Source organism: Blautia caecimuris (assembly GCF_024622975.1).
Taxonomy (GTDB): Bacteria; Bacillota; Clostridia; order Lachnospirales; family Lachnospiraceae; genus Blautia_A; species Blautia_A caecimuris.
The window spans coordinates 14,139-32,169 of sequence record NZ_JANJZT010000017.1 but is presented as its reverse complement, the minus strand read 5'-3'; the positions used below and the strand labels follow the sequence as shown (position 1 = coordinate 32,169).

The following is an 18,031-nucleotide window of genomic DNA, read 5'->3' as shown; positions in this document are numbered from 1 at the left end:
TCCTCCGAAATAGTGCCTTCTGATTTTCTTTGTCCGGGAATAGCACACTAATGTCTCTGTGTTATTCCCGATTCCAAGGGTATTTCCAATTAACAATGAATTTCCAAATCAATAAACATCCTTCCACTCATCAATATTGGACGAATCAAACCTAAACGGAGCTCCCAGAATTACTTCTGTTCCTCCATCTGACGCCTCAATAACTTCATAATCACCAAGTTCTCCGGCAGTGAATTTATCTCCTGATACTCCTGTAATTTCTTCATTTACCAATGCAATTGAAGTATAGGCACCTAACCTTCCAACATCAACTGGATTCCAAAGAAACATATATGGACAAGAATGGGCTTCATCATCACCAATATATTCAGACATTTCTGAAGGCAATCCCAAGCCTGTCAGCTTGCAGGAAGCCCCTGAATCCTGAAGTACCTTAGCCGCTGATGCAATTCCTACTGTTGTCGGTGCACAGATCACCTTTAAATCCGGATAATTTTGTAAAAGTGCCTGTGTAACATCTGTTGATTTCTGTGGTTCATCATCGCCATATGCAATCTCCACAAGTTCCAGCTTACTGTATTTATCTTCTTTCATCACTTCTTTCATAGCCTCAATCCATGCATTCTGATTTGTAGCCTGTGAAGTAGCAGAAAGTATCGCCCATTGTCCTTCTCCGCCGGAAATATCCAGCACCGCATCCATCAAGGCTTCCCCTATCTCTTTCGTTCCTGCTTGATTTACAAAAGTCATTCTGCTTGCAGGATTAACTTTTGCATCCAGACAAGACACTTTAATTCCAGCGTCCATTGCCTCACTAAGACATGCCTGAAGTGCATTTTCATCATTACCTGCAATACAGATTGCATCCATTTCCATTCAAAAGAATCGGTGCATCAATCGCTTCTCCCTCACTAATGTTAAATTTTAAATGGCCATCTCTCGTCTGTGTTACTCCAAGAGTTGTCACCTTTCCCGGCTGTACCTTTGCTTCTACCGAAACACCGCTTCCACGCTTTCCGTGATAAATTCCCATCCCCCGAAGAATTGGTTTCCCTTTTGAAATTGCAAAATGAAATGGACCATCATGTCCCAGAATCATGGTGTCTCTGTTAAAATCAGCGGCAACAATCTCACAAAAACTTCCACCCGTACCACATATATCTGCAATTTTCATTGCCAGAGCTGTTTTTATATCTCCCTCTCCTGCACATGCAATTCCCCTCGCATTCAACAGTGAAAATCCTACAATAAATCCACTTTGTACTGTTTCAAAATAATCATCTCGTCCATGATAATAATACGATACACTGTCCAAATTTCTATCACGTACCATTTTCTCCTGAGCAGATGCAACTCTGGCTGACCAGTTTAATTGATCTTGTGAGGGCTTTCTCGCAATAGGATCTGAGGGAGAATCCCCGGAAATTTCAAAAAAATCCTGTATTTGCTGTAATTTTTGCTGTACCTCTTTCTCTGTCACAGATTTCAGATAATAATCCAGATCGCTCATCTCTAAAATTTCAACGTCCATGCCTGTCTGTGCCTGCAGCATAGTAAAATCACTGTACATATCCAGCATTCCGCTGTAATATCCTCCCAAAAGTCCAAACCTGCTCCACTTTAATGTTCTTTGTACAGAAGCAGCTACACACCATTCTTCAATTTCTTTCCATGCTTTCATTGCTTCTGGCCTTTTCTCCGTCACTTCATCTGCCTTGGCAAATGTCGGAGTTTCATAAAGTCCAAGTAATCCATTTACTACACGAAACGGAATACCAGCTCGATTAAATGCATTTGAAATCTCCGGCACAGAACATCCTACACATTGAGCCAACCAACGATCTGTACCTGTAGACTCATATGCCATTTCTGGTGTAGGCTGCAAATTCAAAATCACTGTCGGCGCCTTATTGATCTGATGTATCGGCAGCACACAGGCACTTGTATAGTAAGTAGCTGTATGAGAAAAAACAATATCTACATTACTTTTGTTAAAAAACTCTCCTGCAGCTCTGCCTTTTTCCTCTGTATCTACCATTCCAAAATTATAAACCTCACCCCATTGGCTGAGTTTCTTTTCAATAAATTTATTATATCCGATCAGGCAGTTATAAAGCCCTTCAAACTGTTCCCAATATGTGCATAAGCCAGCACTGTAGAAACCAATTCTGGCTCTTTTAGGTTCTTTTATTTTTTTCAGATTGCTCATATTTTCACTCCTTATACTGTAATCTTGTTATCGTATTTCATCGTTTACAACCTGATTATATACTGATATAATTTAGAATACATCAAACTATATTTGCATAAAATATCATAATCTTGCTTTTACTGGAGGTTCTTATGAGAAACTCAGCTACACATGAATATATGGAAAATCTGAACTTCAGCTGGACAGACGATTCTATTCGTTTTATCAACACCGCCACTCCCAAAGCCCGTCAGACCTTCTTTTATGTACAGGAAGCAGGTGATTTCTCTACTTTTCCCCCTTACTTTACAGAAAGAGAAAATCTGAACAGTTTTCTTTTAATATATACCTTGTCCGGAAAAGGTCTGTTAAAATATCAGAACAATACTTTTACCCTTTTCCCCGGTTCTCTTGCCTATATCGACTGTATGAACCATCACTATTATGAATGTCTCAAAAAACAGCAGTGGAAATTTTTATGGCTTCATTTTAATGGTCCTTCTGCATTAGGATATTACGAAGAATTTCTACGCAACAATTTCCGTATTCTGGATTCCCTTGATCCTTTTTTTATGGAAAGTACCCTGCGCCGTATTCTTTCTATTACACAAAAAAAGGATCTCCATTCAGAGATCCTTATATCTAGCCTGATTACTGAAATTCTCACACAGATTTTAATTGAAAATGAAACAGAACAGCTTTGTCTTGGATTAATGCCTGATTTTCTGAATACTGCTCTAAAAGAAATAGATACCCATTTCCGCGAGCCACTTACTTTAGAATACCTCGCAGACAAAACAGGCATAAGCAAATACCATTTTGCTCGAGAATTTAAACGTTATATCGGCACCCCACCTAATGAATACCTGATTATTACACGCCTAAACCATTCCAAAGTTTTATTGAAGTATAAAAATATTTCCGTAGAAGAAATTGCCTTTGCCTGTGGCTTTCACCAGGTCAGCCATTTTATTCGTCTGTTTAAAAAACACGAAGGCTGCACTCCTCTGAACTTTCGAAAAGCTTGGTGCAGCAATGAACCTGCCAAACCACCATCAGCTCGCTGATCTGACTGACGATTTCTTCAAAATCACAAATGACATGATTCCGGCCAGCACCGAAGTTCCGGCAAAGTTCAGCCAGATTCCGGTAAGTCCCAAAGGCCATAGGACTACTATCAGAACCACCGGTAAGATCAGCGCCGTAGAAACTGAAATCAGTGTTGCCTCTTTTGCTTTTTCCACCGCTACCACATAACTCTGAGTTGCAAAGGAAAACCATCTTGTCACATAGGTCAGGGCAAACAGCATAACTGCCTGCCGGGACATTTCCATAAAAGCTGCATCCGGATTATTTACAAACATCCGCGTGATCAATTCAGGGAAGAAAAATAATATTCCTGCAGATAAAAATGATATGACCGCGCTTGCCGTATAACAGCATTTTTCAATGGACCGGATACGCCCCGGGTTTCCTGCTCCCAGATTATAGCTGACTGCCGGCTGCAGAGAATCGCACATGCCATAAAGAAGAGGCTGTACAAAGCCTTCGGCATACATAAGGATTCCATAAACAGATACCGCCTGCGCTCCCCCCATTCGCAAAAGCAAAATGTTCAGCAGAATAGATGTAACACGCCCTGCAATGTTGTTGAGAAAGTTCGGCATCCCGCAGCTTATGATCTGCTTTACCATACTTACAGAAAACTCCGACCTGCAGAAATGAAGCTCCATTTTGCCCCGGAAAAACGGCCAGAAGGCTGCTGCGGAGCAGACAAACATTCCTGCGCAGGTCGCAAGTCCTGCTCCCCAGATTCCCCATTTGAATATGTACAAAAACGTAAACTCCAGAACAGCTGTCAGTACAGACATAAATATGTTCAAGAACATACTGCTCTTTATTTTTCCGCAGATTCTCAGATAATTGTCCACTGCAAAAATAATAGTAGTAATCGGGGCACACATGGCATATACTCTCAGATACTGAACTGCCAGCTCAAGAAGCTCCCCCTGTGCCCCCATAAGCTTCAGAAGAGGCTCTGCCAGAACATACAGAACGGTTCCGATCAGCACTCCGGCGCCTACGATCATTATACAGGCGCAGGTAAAAATATTATCAGCGCGTTTTGTTTCCTTTTTTCCAAGACTTACAGAAATAGGAACTGCGGAACCTACACCAATCAGATCTGCCAGTGAAAAATTAATGATCACAAAGGGCATGGCAAGGTTCAGGGCTGCAAAAGCCAGTTCTCCCAGAATCTGGCCAACCAGTATCCCGTCTATTACCTGATAGAGAGCTGAAGCCAGCATACTCACTGCGCCTGGAACCGACGCAATAAAAAACAGCTTTACCGGTGATATTTTTGTAAATAATGTCTTTGAATCCATAACTTCTGTCAATACCCTCCGTTTATTCCCCGGACGGCAGCTCCTCCTTATCAAATATCTCCTTTTGAAATTCTTCCTGCATGTAATCCGTAAACACCTCCATTCCTTTCATAAGGTCTGAAGAAAATTCTCTCAGAGTCCGTTCCAGGGCCTGTTCCTCTGCTGCAAAAACTCTGTTCAGCAGGCTTGCAGCATATAGCTTTCCCTTTTCTGTAAGAATAAGTGTTTTTTCTCTTGTACTGCCCGGAGTTTCCAGTCTGATATACCCTTTCTCTACCGCTTCTTTTACCACTGTATTAAGAGTTGTTCTGGGAACCAGCCATTCTTCGCTGATTTCTTTTTGAGAATGAGCCTTTTCATCACTCAGCACATAATAAAGAAGCAGGCTGTTGTCCTTAACCCCCAGTTTTCTTGCAGCCATGTAATACAAACGGTCAAGACGGTTCATACATTGGTTCATCCTGTCTATGGCTTCTCTGATTTGCTTCATTTCTGTTCCTCCCTTTTCTCAGAGCAGATACTGTCTTTCGTTTCATCTGTCTCTTTGCTTTATAATACGGATTCGTATTTTGTTTATTTGGTATTATAATACGAATCCGTATTATATGCAAGAAGTTTTTATAAAAAAAGCAGGGCCTTATGCCCTGCCTGATATAACTCTTCTGTTAAATTTCCTGTGCCCGGATTGCCCAGCGCATCTTTGTAGATCTGGCGCGGCTGTTTCTGGCGCACTCCTCCTGTGAGGGACGGATCACATTTTTGCTGATGTCACTGTAAATTCCCTCCTTATAAAACTGTTTAAAAGATTTTTTTACCAGACGATCCTCTCCTGAATGGAAGGTAAGGATTGCCGCTCTTCCGTTTGGAGCCAGCACCTGAGGCAGCTTTTCCAGAAAATCATAAAGCACCTCAAATTCACTGTTCACATCAATGCGAAGGGCCTGAAAGCTTCTCTGACAGGATTTTTTTACAGCCTCCTTCCGTTCCTTTTCCGGAATAAAGCTTAAAGCCTGCTCGATCACCTGTTTAAGATCTGTGGTAGTTTCAATAGGACGAATCCTTCTCTGACGGATCACCGCTTTTGAAATTTCCTCAGCATAGGGCTCGTCTGCATTTTCCAGAAGCATTCCGTAAAGCTCCTCCTGAGTCACCTCTTTCAGACGCTCTGCCGCGCTGATTCCTTTCTGAGGATTCATGCGCAGATCCAGAGGGCCGTCCACTTTATAGGAAAAACCTCTCTCCGGATTGTCGATCTGCATGGAGGATACTCCCAGATCAGCCAGAACAAAATCAAATTTCCCTGCTTCCTCTGCTACCTGGTCAATATTTCTGAAATTCAGAAGCTTAACTGTAAGGATATCTTCTCCGAATCCCTGTTTTTTCAATCTCTCTTTTGTTTTTTCTGATTCAATGGGGTCTACGTCCAGCCCGTAAATATGTCCCTCTCCTTTCAGACATTTCAGCATCTCCAGAGTATGCCCTCCATATCCCAGGGTAGCGTCCAGGCCGCGCTGTCCCGGCTGTATCTGAAGAAAATCCAGAATTTCCTTCACACAGATAGAAATATGCATACCTGCCGGAGTACTTCCTTTTCGTATTACTTTTTCTACCACATCTGCATATTTTTCCGGCTGATGCTCTTTATATTTTTCACTGAACCGCTTCGGGTGGGTTCCGGAATATCGCACGCGGCGTTTATGTGGTTTTTCCTGATTTTCCATTATCTATTCTCCTGTCTGTTTCTGTTATTTTTTATAAAATCATTTTTGGTAACCAACTTACAGCTTCTAAGATCACAGGCATTTTACAATGAACGATTTTACCTTTTTCTGCATTCAGATAAAATATGGCTGTACAGTACATACCTGCCTGCTGATATAAAAGCTGTTTTAAAAACCTTCTTTTATCAGAAAAACTTGTTACTATACTAGAATATCAGAAAATCTCTGAAATCACAATGAAAAGAATCCTCTAAAAAAATTGACGAAAGATTAACATTTTTCTTCTTTACTTTTTTCCTGATTTGGCATAGAATGTTTCATTACAACTATAAAACTGTCATACCAGTTAGAAAAAAGAAAGTGGTGAATGAACATGAAACGCAGGTTTTTCTTTGGGCTTCTGACACCGGGCAGGATTATTTTTATTCTTATTTTAATCTATATTGCTCTGCTTACAGTGCCTTATCTGCGGCACAAAAAAGTTTCAGAAAATTTTCAGAATGACTTCAGTCAGAGAGAGTTTTACAGCTCCCAGGCGGGAAGCGAGCGGATTGCCTACATAAACGACAACACAGACGCTCTTCTCTATCGCCTTCAGATGATCGAACAGGCAGAGCAGGAAATTATTCTCTCTACCTTTGACTTTAACGCCGACAAAGGCGGAAAAGATGTTATGGCTGCGCTTATGAGTGCCGCGGACAGAGGCGTAAAAGTCCGGGTGATCATTGACGGCTTCAGCGGTTTTCTGGATGTAAAGGGAAAAGGAACCCAGTGGTTCCAGGCTCTGGCCTCCCATAAGAACATTTCTCTTCGCATCTACAATCCGCTCACGCCTTTAAAGCCCTGGAAAATGCAGGCCCGTCTCCATGACAAATATCTGATCATTGACCATCAGATGTTCCTGCTGGGAGGAAGAAATACAACCAATCTGTTTCTTGGGGATTACTCCAAATCAAAAAATATTGACAGAGAAATTTTTGTGTATGAGACAGAAGATAATAAAGCTTCCTCTCTCTATCAGCTCAAAGCTTATTTTGAAAAAATATGGGCTCTGAAGGACAGCCGGGAGTTTACCTGCAAAAAACTTTCTGATGAAATTCAGGAATGTATTGCGTCTCTGAACAACCGTTATCAGAAGCTGAAAGAAACATATCCGAAGGCTTATACGGACTGGGATTTCCAGAAGCTCACCTTTGAGACAAATAAAATTTCCCTTCTCTGCAATCCTCTGGAAGCAGAAAACAAAGAGCCCTGGATGTGGTATTCCATCCACCAGCTTATGCTTCAGGGAAAAGAAACGCTTATCTACACCCCCTATATCATCTGCGGAAAAGAGATGTACCAGGATCTTACAGACCTGAAGGACAACAATATTCCCCTTGAAATCATTACCAATGATGTTACCAGCGGAGCAAACCCCTGGGGATGCACGGATTATCTGAACCAGAAAGAAAAAATCTGGAAAACCGGCGCAAAGGTTTATGAATTTATGGGCGGTCATTCCTGCCATACAAAAGCAGTTCTGATCGATGACAGAATGAGTATTGTGGGCTCCTACAATCTGGATATGAGAAGCACCTACCAGGATACAGAGCTGATGCTTGCCATTGACTCAGAGAAATTAAATTCCATGATCCGAAAAGAAGCAGAAACAGACAAGACCTACAGTAAAACCATGGGACCTGACGGAAACTATATTCAGGGCGAAAACTATGTTCCAAAAAAACTCAGTACAGGAAAGAAAATCTTCTACTGGACTCTTCGGGTTCTTACTGTACCTCTCAGAAAATTCCTGTAATCTTTCTGAGTCTGCAGAATAAAAAACTTCCTTTCATTGATCAGGCTGTTTCTAATAAGCCTTCTGCAGCTCAGATCATTACTTCTGTCTTTTAAAAATATTTACAAAAAAAGACACTGCATCCGGAAATGCGCTCCGGGGGAAGCTCCCCGGAACATCCATTTCCTGTGCAGTGTCTCTTTTTTTGTAGCTATATGTGTTTTTATGACAGTTCCAGCTTTCCTGTATAAAGCTGATAATAGGTTCCTTTCATTTTGATCAGATCCTCATGATCGCCTCTTTCAATAATATTTCCATGATCCAGAACAATAATCGCATTACTGTTGCGGATTGTGGAAAGTCTGTGCGCGATTACAAATACAGTACGTCCTTTCATCAGGTTGTCCATACCTTTTTGTACAATACTCTCTGTTCGTGTATCAATACTTGAAGTTGCCTCGTCAAGAATCAGTACAGGCGGATCTGCCACTGCTGCCCTGGCAATGGACAAAAGCTGTCTCTGTCCCTGTGAAAGCTCCTCACCGTCACCGCTGAGCATTGTCTGATATCCATTAGGAAGCATCTGGATAAACTGATCTGCATGGGCAAGGCGCGCTGCCTGGTAAACCTCTTCGTCTGTGGCATCCAGCTTTCCATAACGGATATTATCCATAATCGTACCGGTAAACAGATGCGTATCCTGCAGGACAATTCCCAGAGAACGGCGGAGGTCATCCTTTTTAATCTTTGTAATGTTAATTCCGTCGTAACGGATCTTGCCTTCCTGAATATCATAAAAACGATTGATCAGGTTGGTGATCGTAGTCTTTCCGGCTCCTGTAGAGCCTACAAAAGCAAGCTTCTGTCCAGGCTTTGCATACAGGCTGATATTTTTCAGGATTACTTTATCTTCATTGTAGCCAAAGGTCACATTCTCAAAAACAACATCTCCGGTCAGCTCTGTATAGGAAACAGAACCGTCTGCAGAATGAGGATGTTTCCATGCCCACATTCCTGTGCGCTCCTTACATTCTGTAATATTTCCGTTTTCGTCCTTTCTGGCATTTACAAGAGTCACATAACCTTCATCTTTTTCCGGCTCCTCGTCGATCAGCTGGAAAATACGCTCTGCTCCTGCAAGCGCCATAACAATGGAGTTAAACTGCTGAGCCACCTGCATAAACGGCTGAGTAAAGCTTTTTGTAAACTGAAGGTAGGAAGCCATAACTCCAAGAGTGATTCCACCTACTCCGATAACAGAAAGGAAACCGCCCAGAACTGCTGTAAGAACAAACTGAAGATTTCCGATATTTCCGATTACCGGTCCCATCATATTTGCAAAAGTATTTGCTCTGGAAGCGCTTTCAAAAAGAGCTTCGTTTAATTTATCAAACTCTTCTTCTGATTTTCTTTCATGGTTAAATACCTTGACAACTCTCTGTCCGTTCATGCGCTCTTCCACAAAGCCGGTTACATCTGCCAGAGACATCTGCTGGCTGACAAAATACTTTCCACTGTTCCCACCGATCTTTCTGGTAACAAAAGTCATAACAAAAATAACTGCAACAGCCAGAATTGTCAGAAGCGGACTCAATGCCACCATGGAAATAAAAGTGACAATAATGGTAAAAAAGGACATCAGCGCCTGGGGAATTGCCTGGCTGATCATCTGTCTCAGAGTGTCGGTATCGTTTGTGTAAAGACTCATAATAGAGCCGTTTGTCCTCTGGTCAAAATAGCGGATCGGAAGAGTCTGCATATGTTCAAACATATCGTCTCTCACCTTTTTCAGAACACCCTGTCCGATATAAACCATCATTCTGGTGTAAATAAAGGTGGAAACCACTCCCAGAAGGAAAATGCATCCCAGAACTGCAAGCGCCCGGTAAAGCTCTGTAAAGTTCGGACTCTGCTGTCCGATCAGCGGAATAATAAAATCATCCAGCAAAAATTTCAGGGACAAAGATACGGAGATCGTTGCCACAGAGCTGATAAGAATACAGACAAACACCAGGATAAAACGCATTTTATAGGTTTCTGTCACATATTTCAGAAGGCGCTTTGCTGTCTTTAACGTATCCTTGGACAGCTTTGGTTTTCCGTTTTGTTTCTTATTCATTCTCTTCACCTCCCCGTACCTGAGATTCATATACTTCTCTGTAGATTTCATTTGTTTTAAGAAGCTCCTGAGAGGTTCCCACACCTGCAACAGCACCTCCGTCCAGAACAATGATCTGGTCCGCATCTTCTATAGAAGCAACGCGCTGCGCAATAATGATCTTTGTAGTATCCGGAATTTCCTCACGGAATGCCTTACGGATCAGTGCGTCTGTTTTTGTGTCAACCGCGCTTGTGGAATCATCCAGAATCAAGATCTTCGGTTTTTTCAGAAGCGCTCTTGCAATACAGAGCCTCTGCTTCTGTCCGCCGGAAACATTGTTTCCTCCCTGAACGATCTGGGTTTTATATCCGGCCGGAAACTCATTGATAAATCCGTCTGCCTGAGCCAGTCTGCACACTCTCTGTACCTCTTCATCACTGGCATTTTCGTCTCCCCACCGGATGTTTTCATAAATGGAACCGGAAAACAGCACATTTTTCTGGAGAACCATAGATACCTGGTCCCGCAGAGCTTCCAGGTTATAATCACGTACATCGATTCCGCCAACCTTCACGCTTCCCTCTGTCACATCATAGAGACGGGGGATCATCTGTACCAGGGTGGACTTTGCACTTCCGGTTCCGCCGATAATTCCAACTGTCTGACCGGATTTGATATGAAGATTAATATCCTTCAGGGAAAGATTTCCGCCCTTTCCTCCATAGCTGAAGTTTACATGGTCAAATACGATTTCTCCATTTGGAACCTCTTTTACAGAATCCTCATTATCTGCCATTTCCGGCACTTCCTTCAGCACCTCTGTAATACGGTCTGTAGATGCCTCTGCAATCATGATCATAACAAACACAAAGGTAACCATGGAAAGGGACATCAGGATCTGAAGCGCATACACGATCACACTGGTAAGCTCTCCTGTTGCCATACTTCCAAAAACAATGCTCTTTCCTCCGATAGCAACCAGAAGAAGAACCACCGTATACATGGTAAACTGCATAACCGGAGAGTTCCATGATACGATTTTTTCCGCCTTTGTAAAAAGATCATACACATATTTGGAAATTCCGTGAAACTTACGGATCTCAAAATCTTCTCTGACAAAAGCCTTCACCACACGGGACGCATTTACGTTTTCCTGAACAGAATTATTCAGCACATCATACTCGTCAAACACCTTGACGAAGTGGGGATGGGCTTTCTTTGCAATAAAGATAAGGGTTCCGCCAAGAAGAGGAATCACGATCAAGAATAAAAGCGCGATTTTTACATTGATCATTAATGTCATGACCCATGAAAGCAGCACCATGATCGGAGCCCTTACAAGAAGACGGATACTCATCATGTATGCCATCTGCACGTTTGTAATATCAGTTGTCATTCTGGTAACAAGTCCTGAAGTGGAAAAATGATCGATATTCTTAAAAGAAAATTCCTGTACCTTATAAAAAATATCATGTCTCAGATTTTTTGCGTAGCCGGCTGCTGCCACTGCCGCCATTTTTCCTGCGATCACGCCAAACCACAAAGCCAGCATAGCCATGACCACAAGGATCAGCCCGCGCTGGACAATGTAGTTGATATTCCCCTTGGCAATGCCAACATCAATGATCTTTGCCATTTCCATGGGGATGAGAACCTCCATCAGGACCTCAAGGATTACAAATAACGGAGCCAGCACTGACTGTTTTTTGTATTCCCGGACTGATCGTAAAAGTGTCTTATTCATCTTTTCTGTCTACCTCCTTATTCTCCCTGTTCTTTTCTGCAAGATTCTGACACATCTGATAAAGAACTTTTTTGCACAGAAAAAGATCCTGCTCTGACACACCCTCAGTCATACGGATCTCGGTTTCATGAATATGCTCCAGAATACTTGGACGCAGAGCCTCTGCTTTTTTTGTGGGAAGGATTCTTTTCAGTCTGGCATCCTCTTTTACGCTTTCCCGGTAGATAAACCCGTTTTTTTCGATCAGCTTGAGAATACCTGATACTGTAGATTTCCTGACCTGGAACTCCTCTTCAAGATTTTTCTGATAAATATCTCTGTGAAGAGTTTCCAGCAAAATATAATTCAGTATATGCCTCTGCATCGGCGTCAGCTCGTCATCCTCCACAGCCTCCTCAGGCTTCTGATTCCGTTTCAGCTGGTGATTCAGCATCCTCACCAGTCTTCCCGTATGCATGTTCCTTATTTTTTCATCAATATCCTGCATGATCTGCACCTCAATTTATTTAGTTAGCGTCCTAACTTTTTCATATTATACAGACAGAAAATTTTAATGTCAATACTTTTTTCAGGTCTGTTCCCCATTTCGTTCCATTTCTTCTAACTGCTCTTTTTCTGTTATACTCCAAGCTCTAACAGCTTCTTCGCTTCTTCCAGCCGAACATAAAACTGCGGATAAAAATCTTCGTCCTCTTTATATGGAGTATAATAAAACCTGCTGAGAACATACATATTCAGGTTCTTAATCAAAGTCTCATCCTCTGTCTCATAAAACACCTCCTGAACATCCAGAAGAAAATTATGCCAGTCCAGGACAAACTTTTCGTACTGTTTCAGATTTGGAGTGTCCAGCCATTTTTTTACTTTGATCTTGGAACGGTTTTTCTTTTTGCATTCATGGATCTGAAGAATATACTTAAATCCGTCCTCTGTATAATAGCGTCCCAGAGGAAACAGTCTGCAGAATCCCGGTCTGATATCATGTATGGAGCAGCGTCCCTCTGTGTTCAGAAACACACAGCACTCCTGCTCCCCTCTCATGGCAAGATGGGGAAGAATATTTCCGTCAGTGATTCCCAGCTCCAGAACACTTCCCAGAAGCTCCTCCGGTGATTTTTTTAATCCCGCACAAAGCCTGTGCACATCTAAAGGATCAAGAATCACTGTATCTCCCATTCCCTGACAGCAGTCGCTGCACCCTTTGCAGTCCTGACAGTCTGCCTTTACCATGTCGTTTGCTTCATATAAATTTCCGTCAGAAATTTCTTCCAGTGTAACATTTCGCTTCATAATAAAATTCTCCTCTGTAAGATTTTTCTCTCAGGCTTCCCAGTCATAGGCGATTCGCGGGGAACCGTCGTCAGTATTAATGATCCCACATCTGCAGAATCCGTTTTTTGCCAGAGTGTTCTGCATGGGAATGTTGTCCTTATGGGTATCGATTCTCAGATAATCACAGTTCTCTTTTGCAAAGTCAAAACAGAACCTTGCGATTCCCTTTATACTTCCGTCAGACGCCACTCTGTGCAGCACTCCATAGGGGCTGTTTCTGTGCCAGTTTCCCTCCCGGATCACCCGGTATGTAGGATCCTCTCCCTTAAAAAACACAAATACACCTGCAATATGTTCTTCTTCCGTGCACACATAACAGATTCCCTTTTCCATATCCTCCCGGACAAGCTCCGGAGAAGGATAAACCATTCCCCACTGGTCAGGATTTCCGTGCTTCTTCATAAACTCTCTTGCATATGTATAAATCCTCAGAATATCGGAAAGATCTTTTCTCTCTGCTTTTCTTATTTTCATTTGTTTTTTCTCCTTTTCTATCTCATTGTACAGGAGTATAATATTGGTTGTCAATCAGGATTCCCCCTGAGAAACCCTATATAGAAACGGAGGAAACAGAACATGCGATCTCTCGCTGTCTATTTAAAAAACTACAAAAAAGAGACCATACTTGCTCCCTTTTTCAAGTTTCTGGAAGTTGTATTTGACCTGATGGTTCCTGTTGTGATCGCTCACATGATCGATGTGGGAATTGCAGAAAATAACCGCGGTGTCATTATCCGGAGCTTTTTGATTCTGATCCTTATGGCAGGCGCAGGTCTGACTGTCAGTATCACCGCCCAGTTTTTTGCAGCAAAAGCAAGTACGGGATTTGCCGCAGAGCTTCGTCAGTCTGTGTTTGATCATGTACAGGGACTTTCCTATTCTGAGCTTGACCGTCTTGGAACCGCCACCCTGATCACAAGACTGACCAATGATATCAATCAGGTGCAGAACGGACTGAACATGGGACTCAGGCTGCTGCTTCGCAGCCCTTTTATCGTTCTGGGCTCCATGGTTATGGCGTTTACCATTAATGTACGCTGCGCCCTGGTGTTTGTTGTGGCAATCCCGGTCCTCTTCCTTGTTGTTTTTGTTATTATGTATCTCAGCATTCCGCTTTTCCGTAAAGTTCAGGGAAAGCTTGACAGAGTTACAGGTCTTACAAGAGAAAATCTTACCGGAGTCCGCGTGATACGGGCTTTCTGCCGGGAAAGAGAAGCTGTAAAAGAATTTGACGAGAGTAACCGTGAACTGACCAGGCTTAACGAATTTGTGGGACGGCTTTCTGCGCTTCTGAATCCGGCTACCTATGTTCTCATTAACATTGCCACTGTTTTTCTGATCAGCGCAGCCGGAGTCCAGGTAAATATGGGCAGTATGCAGCAGGGAGAAACAGTAGCTCTTTACAATTACATGGCTCAGATGATCGTTGAGCTTATTAAGCTTGCCTCTCTGATCATCACACTGAATAAGGCAGCCGCCTGTGCAGGCCGTGTAGCTGATATTCTGAACGTCCAGTCCTCCATGGATTATGTAACTGAAACCAAAACACAGCCAGTCTCAGACTGCGCAGTTGCTTTTCAGGACGTTACCTTTTCCTATGCCGGAACCAAGGCTCCCAGTCTTTCCAATATCAGCTTTTCCGTAAAAAAAGGCCAGACGGTGGGCATTATCGGCGGTACCGGAAGTGGAAAAACAACCCTTGTGAATCTGATCTCCCGATTTTATGATGCAGATCAGGGAACGGTTCTTCTTAACGGTCAGGATATTTGTAAATATTCTCAGGCAGATCTCTGCAGCAAAATCGGAATTGTTCCGCAAAAGGCCGTGCTGTTTAAAGGTACTATCCGGGAAAACATGAAGCTTGGCAGGGAAAATGCTTCTGATGAAGAAATCTGGGAAGCTCTTTCCATGGCACAGGCAAAAGAAATCGTAGAAAAAAAACAGGGACAGCTTGATTTTACTCTGGAGCAAAACGGAAAAAATCTTTCCGGCGGCCAGCGCCAGCGCCTTACCATTGCCCGGGCTCTGATCAAAAATCCTAAAATCCTCATTCTGGATGACAGCGCCAGCGCTCTTGACTTTGCCACAGATGCAGCCCTGAGAAAATCGCTTCACACGCTCAGCCACAAAACAACCACTTTTCTTGTATCCCAGCGTTCCTCAAGTATCCGTCAGGCTGACCTGATCCTTGTTCTGGACGACGGAACCCTGGCCGGTCAGGGCACTCATGAAGAACTTTTAAAATCCTGCGCCCCATACAGAGAGATCTTTTTCTCTCAGTTTCCCGATGAAAGGAAAAAATATGACGCAATGCAAAATACCGGAGAACTTCCCGCAAAAGGAAAGGAGGCCAATTCATGAGCGCAATGAATAAAAAACGGACAGAAAGCACGGAAACCCTGAAAAAAGTGCTTCGCTTCATTGGAAGATACCGTATTCTTCTGGTTGTCAGTATTGTACTGGCTGCCGCTTCCGTGCTTCTGCAGCTTTATGTTCCCATACTTTTCGGCAATGCCATTGATCAGATCATTGCAGAACAGAAGGTGAATTTTTCTCAGATGTGGCGCTGGCTTCGCCAGGTACTCCTGGTTGTATTATTTTCAGGCGCAGCCTCCTGGATCATGAATCTTATCAATAACCGGATCGCCTACCGCACTGTGCAGGATATCCGGGCAAAGGCCATCCGCCATATCCAGAAGCTGTCTCTTTCTTACCTTGACAGCCACAGTACAGGAGATATTATCAGCCGGATAACTGCAGATGCAGATATTCTTTCAGACGGGCTTCTCCTGGGCTTCACCCAGCTGTTTTCCGGCATTGTCACCATTATCGGAACACTGGTTTTTATGTTCTCCCGGAACGTGGTCATTACCATCATGGTAATTGTGCTGACGCCTTTGAGCTTTTTTGTGGCAAAATTTATTTCTTCCCACTCTTTCCAGATGTTTCAGCGTCAGAGCAGCGCCAGAGGACAGCAGACAGCTCTTATTGAGGAAATGATCGGAAATCAGAAGCTGGTTCAGGCCTTTGGCTATCAGGATAAAGCGTCTGAGCGCTTTGCCCGCATCAATGAGGAGCTGAGAGAATCAAGCCAGCAGGCTGTTTTTTACAGCAGCCTTACCAATCCCTCCACACGGTTTGTCAACAATGTGATTTATGCAGGAGTCGCCCTTGCAGGCGCTTTCCTGATTCCGGGAGGCGCTCTGACTGTAGGTGGACTTTCTGTGATGCTTGCCTATGCCAATCAGTATATGAAGCCCTTTAATGATATCAGCTCCGTAATCACTGAGCTTCAAAATGCTCTGGCCTGCGCCGCCAGAATCTTCGCTCTTCTGGAAGAAAAGCCGGAAAGCCCTGATCCGTCAGAATCACTTTCTGATGTAAAAGGTTCTGTTGAAATTGATCAGGTTTCTTTCCGGTATACGCCTCACAGGCCTCTGATCGAAAACTTTAATCTGAAGGCAGAGCCTGGCAGGAGAATTGCTCTTGTAGGTCCTACCGGCTGCGGAAAAACCACCTTCATCAATCTTCTGATGCGATTTTATGATGTAAATTCCGGAACCATTTCCGTGGATGGAAAACCTGTAGATCAGATATCCAGACACTCTCTCCGAAGCAGCTACGGAATGGTGCTTCAGGATACCTGGATCAAAAACGGCACTGTCCGGGAAAACATTACCATTGGAAAGCCGGATGCCTCTGAAGACGAGATCATCCAGGCAGCAAAAATGTCTCACAGCTGGGAATTTATCCGCCGTCTTCCTGACCGTCTGGATACAGTTATCACAGAGGACAGTCTCAGCCAGGGACAGAAACAGCTTCTCTGTATTACAAGAGTTATGCTGTGTCTTCCGCCAATGCTGATCCTTGACGAAGCCACCTCCAGCATTGACACCCGTACAGAAATGCTGATCCAGGAAGCTTTTGACCGGCTTATGCAGGGACGGACAAGCTTTATTGTGGCACACAGACTGTCTACCATCCGCAATGCTGATGAAATCCTTGTAATGAAGGACGGCAGTATTATTGAACAGGGAACTCATGATGAGCTGATGAAAAAAGGCGGCTTTTATCATACCCTGTACAACAGTCAGTTTGTAAATACCGCAGAGTAATCCTCAAAGGAACCAGGCGCACAGGCCCGATTCAGGCTCTCTCAATCCCTCAATTTATGACGGACTTACTCTGATTTTGCAACAGGGGCAGGTGCGGCTCATACGAGTCACACCTGCCCCTGTTTAGGACTATTTATTTCCCGACAGTCCCCTGAAACTTTTCCATTCCAGTTACTGTCAGTCCTGTGCTTCTTTTTTACTGTTCAAATACTCCTCTGTCAGCGCCACTGCATCCAAAATACACTTATCGCAGGTACAGAGCACCTTTTTTGTCTCAACGCCTTTTAATTCACGGCAGATATAGGAACCATTATTTTCTTTAAATTTGTTTATATATTTTTGTACAGCCTTATAAGTCTGTGTCTTTGTAGGAGCTCCCTTCTCAGGATCACCTACGCTGTTCTCCAGTCCTATGATCATTGTCATTCCTGAAAGAGCGCCGCACATTTCCATCATCCCCATTCCAAGGCCAAATCCCTCTGAAATTCTGAACATTTCCTCCTCATTGATGCCAAGCTCTTTACAGAAGGTACAGGCAACCGCCTGTGCACAATTATATCCTTTTTTATGTAGCTCAATAGCACGTTCTGCTTTTGTATTCATCATCATTCTCCTCGTGTAAATTATTTGTTTTTATCTGAATTTCGGAAATCTTTTCTGTAC

14 protein-coding genes and 1 pseudogene are annotated in these 18,031 nt (G+C 43.2%); 4 read left to right on the top strand and 11 right to left on the bottom strand.

Features of this window, described 5'->3' with window-relative positions; all coding sequences use genetic code 11:
- Positions 1-108: 108 nt before the first annotated feature.
- Positions 109-870, bottom strand: a pseudogene (locus NSA57_RS11490) (substrate-binding domain-containing protein); the annotation flags it as partial.
- Positions 845-2,209, bottom strand: coding sequence for an L-fucose/L-arabinose isomerase family protein (locus NSA57_RS11485; protein ID WP_257464904.1), 1,365 nt, complete (start codon positions 2,207-2,209; stop codon positions 845-847). The pseudogene NSA57_RS11490 and the gene NSA57_RS11485, both read right to left, overlap by 26 nt.
- A 161-nt stretch (positions 2,210-2,370) precedes the next feature.
- Here NSA57_RS11485 and NSA57_RS11480 point away from each other — a divergent pair, with 161 nt between their 5' ends.
- On the top strand, positions 2,371-3,258 hold the full coding sequence (locus NSA57_RS11480) for an AraC family transcriptional regulator (RefSeq protein ID WP_173752959.1): 888 nt from the start codon (positions 2,371-2,373) through the stop codon (positions 3,256-3,258).
- On the opposite strand, the gene NSA57_RS11475 is transcribed toward NSA57_RS11480, so the two are convergent.
- The 3 genes from NSA57_RS11475 to rsmH all read right to left on the bottom strand — a co-directional run bounded on the left by NSA57_RS11475 (position 3,247) and on the right by rsmH (position 6,299).
- On the bottom strand, positions 3,247-4,590 hold the full coding sequence (locus NSA57_RS11475; RefSeq protein ID WP_257464903.1) for an MATE family efflux transporter: 1,344 nt from the start codon (positions 4,588-4,590) through the stop codon (positions 3,247-3,249). The genes NSA57_RS11480 and NSA57_RS11475 overlap by 12 nt on opposite strands.
- A 10-nt stretch (positions 4,591-4,600) precedes the next feature.
- Positions 4,601-5,068, bottom strand: coding sequence for a MarR family winged helix-turn-helix transcriptional regulator (locus NSA57_RS11470; RefSeq protein ID WP_257464902.1), 468 nt, complete (start codon positions 5,066-5,068; stop codon positions 4,601-4,603).
- Positions 5,069-5,243: 175 nt separating this feature from the next.
- Positions 5,244-6,299, bottom strand: coding sequence for a 16S rRNA (cytosine(1402)-N(4))-methyltransferase RsmH (gene rsmH, locus NSA57_RS11465; RefSeq protein ID WP_257464901.1), 1,056 nt, complete (start codon positions 6,297-6,299; stop codon positions 5,244-5,246).
- Between the two features lie 367 nt (positions 6,300-6,666).
- Here rsmH and NSA57_RS11460 point away from each other — a divergent pair, with 367 nt between their 5' ends.
- Positions 6,667-8,097 (top strand): phospholipase D family protein, encoded by a 1,431-nt coding sequence (locus NSA57_RS11460; RefSeq protein WP_257464900.1) that lies wholly within the window; start codon positions 6,667-6,669, stop codon positions 8,095-8,097.
- Between the two features lie 202 nt (positions 8,098-8,299).
- Here the strand turns inward: NSA57_RS11460 and NSA57_RS11455 are convergent, their stop codons facing one another.
- From NSA57_RS11455 to NSA57_RS11435, 5 genes are all read right to left on the bottom strand, one after another.
- Entirely contained in the window at positions 8,300-10,195 is a 1,896-nt protein-coding gene (locus tag NSA57_RS11455; RefSeq protein ID WP_257464899.1) for an ABC transporter ATP-binding protein, read from the bottom strand.
- Entirely contained in the window at positions 10,188-11,921 is a 1,734-nt protein-coding gene (locus NSA57_RS11450) for an ABC transporter ATP-binding protein (protein ID WP_257464898.1), read from the bottom strand. Before NSA57_RS11450 ends, NSA57_RS11455 begins: the two co-directional genes overlap by 8 nt.
- Complete coding sequence (locus NSA57_RS11445; RefSeq protein ID WP_022067506.1) at positions 11,914-12,408, bottom strand: MarR family winged helix-turn-helix transcriptional regulator; 495 nt, start codon at positions 12,406-12,408, stop codon at positions 11,914-11,916. Before NSA57_RS11445 ends, NSA57_RS11450 begins: the two co-directional genes overlap by 8 nt.
- Positions 12,409-12,539: 131 nt before the next feature.
- Positions 12,540-13,211 carry a YkgJ family cysteine cluster protein gene (locus NSA57_RS11440; protein WP_147600007.1) on the bottom strand — a complete coding sequence of 224 codons (672 nt, stop codon included), beginning with the start codon at positions 13,209-13,211 and terminating at the stop codon, positions 12,540-12,542.
- Positions 13,212-13,241: 30 nt separating this feature from the next.
- Positions 13,242-13,727: a GNAT family N-acetyltransferase gene (locus NSA57_RS11435; protein WP_257464897.1), complete on the bottom strand. Its 486-nt coding sequence runs from the start codon at positions 13,725-13,727 to the stop codon at positions 13,242-13,244.
- A gap of 102 nt (positions 13,728-13,829) precedes the next feature.
- Between NSA57_RS11435 and NSA57_RS11430 the strand changes: the two genes are divergently transcribed.
- Positions 13,830-15,614 carry an ABC transporter ATP-binding protein gene (locus NSA57_RS11430; RefSeq protein ID WP_257464896.1) on the top strand — a complete coding sequence of 595 codons (1,785 nt, stop codon included), beginning with the start codon at positions 13,830-13,832 and terminating at the stop codon, positions 15,612-15,614.
- A gap of 5 nt (positions 15,615-15,619) precedes the next feature.
- Positions 15,620-17,368, top strand: coding sequence for an ABC transporter ATP-binding protein (locus tag NSA57_RS11425; protein ID WP_257464933.1), 1,749 nt, complete (start codon positions 15,620-15,622; stop codon positions 17,366-17,368).
- 177 nt (positions 17,369-17,545) lie between these two features.
- On the opposite strand, the gene NSA57_RS11420 is transcribed toward NSA57_RS11425, so the two are convergent.
- Positions 17,546-17,971, bottom strand: a complete 426-nt coding sequence (locus NSA57_RS11420; protein WP_147600046.1) for a C-GCAxxG-C-C family protein — start codon at positions 17,969-17,971, stop codon at positions 17,546-17,548.
- Positions 17,972-18,031: the final 60 nt, after the last annotated feature.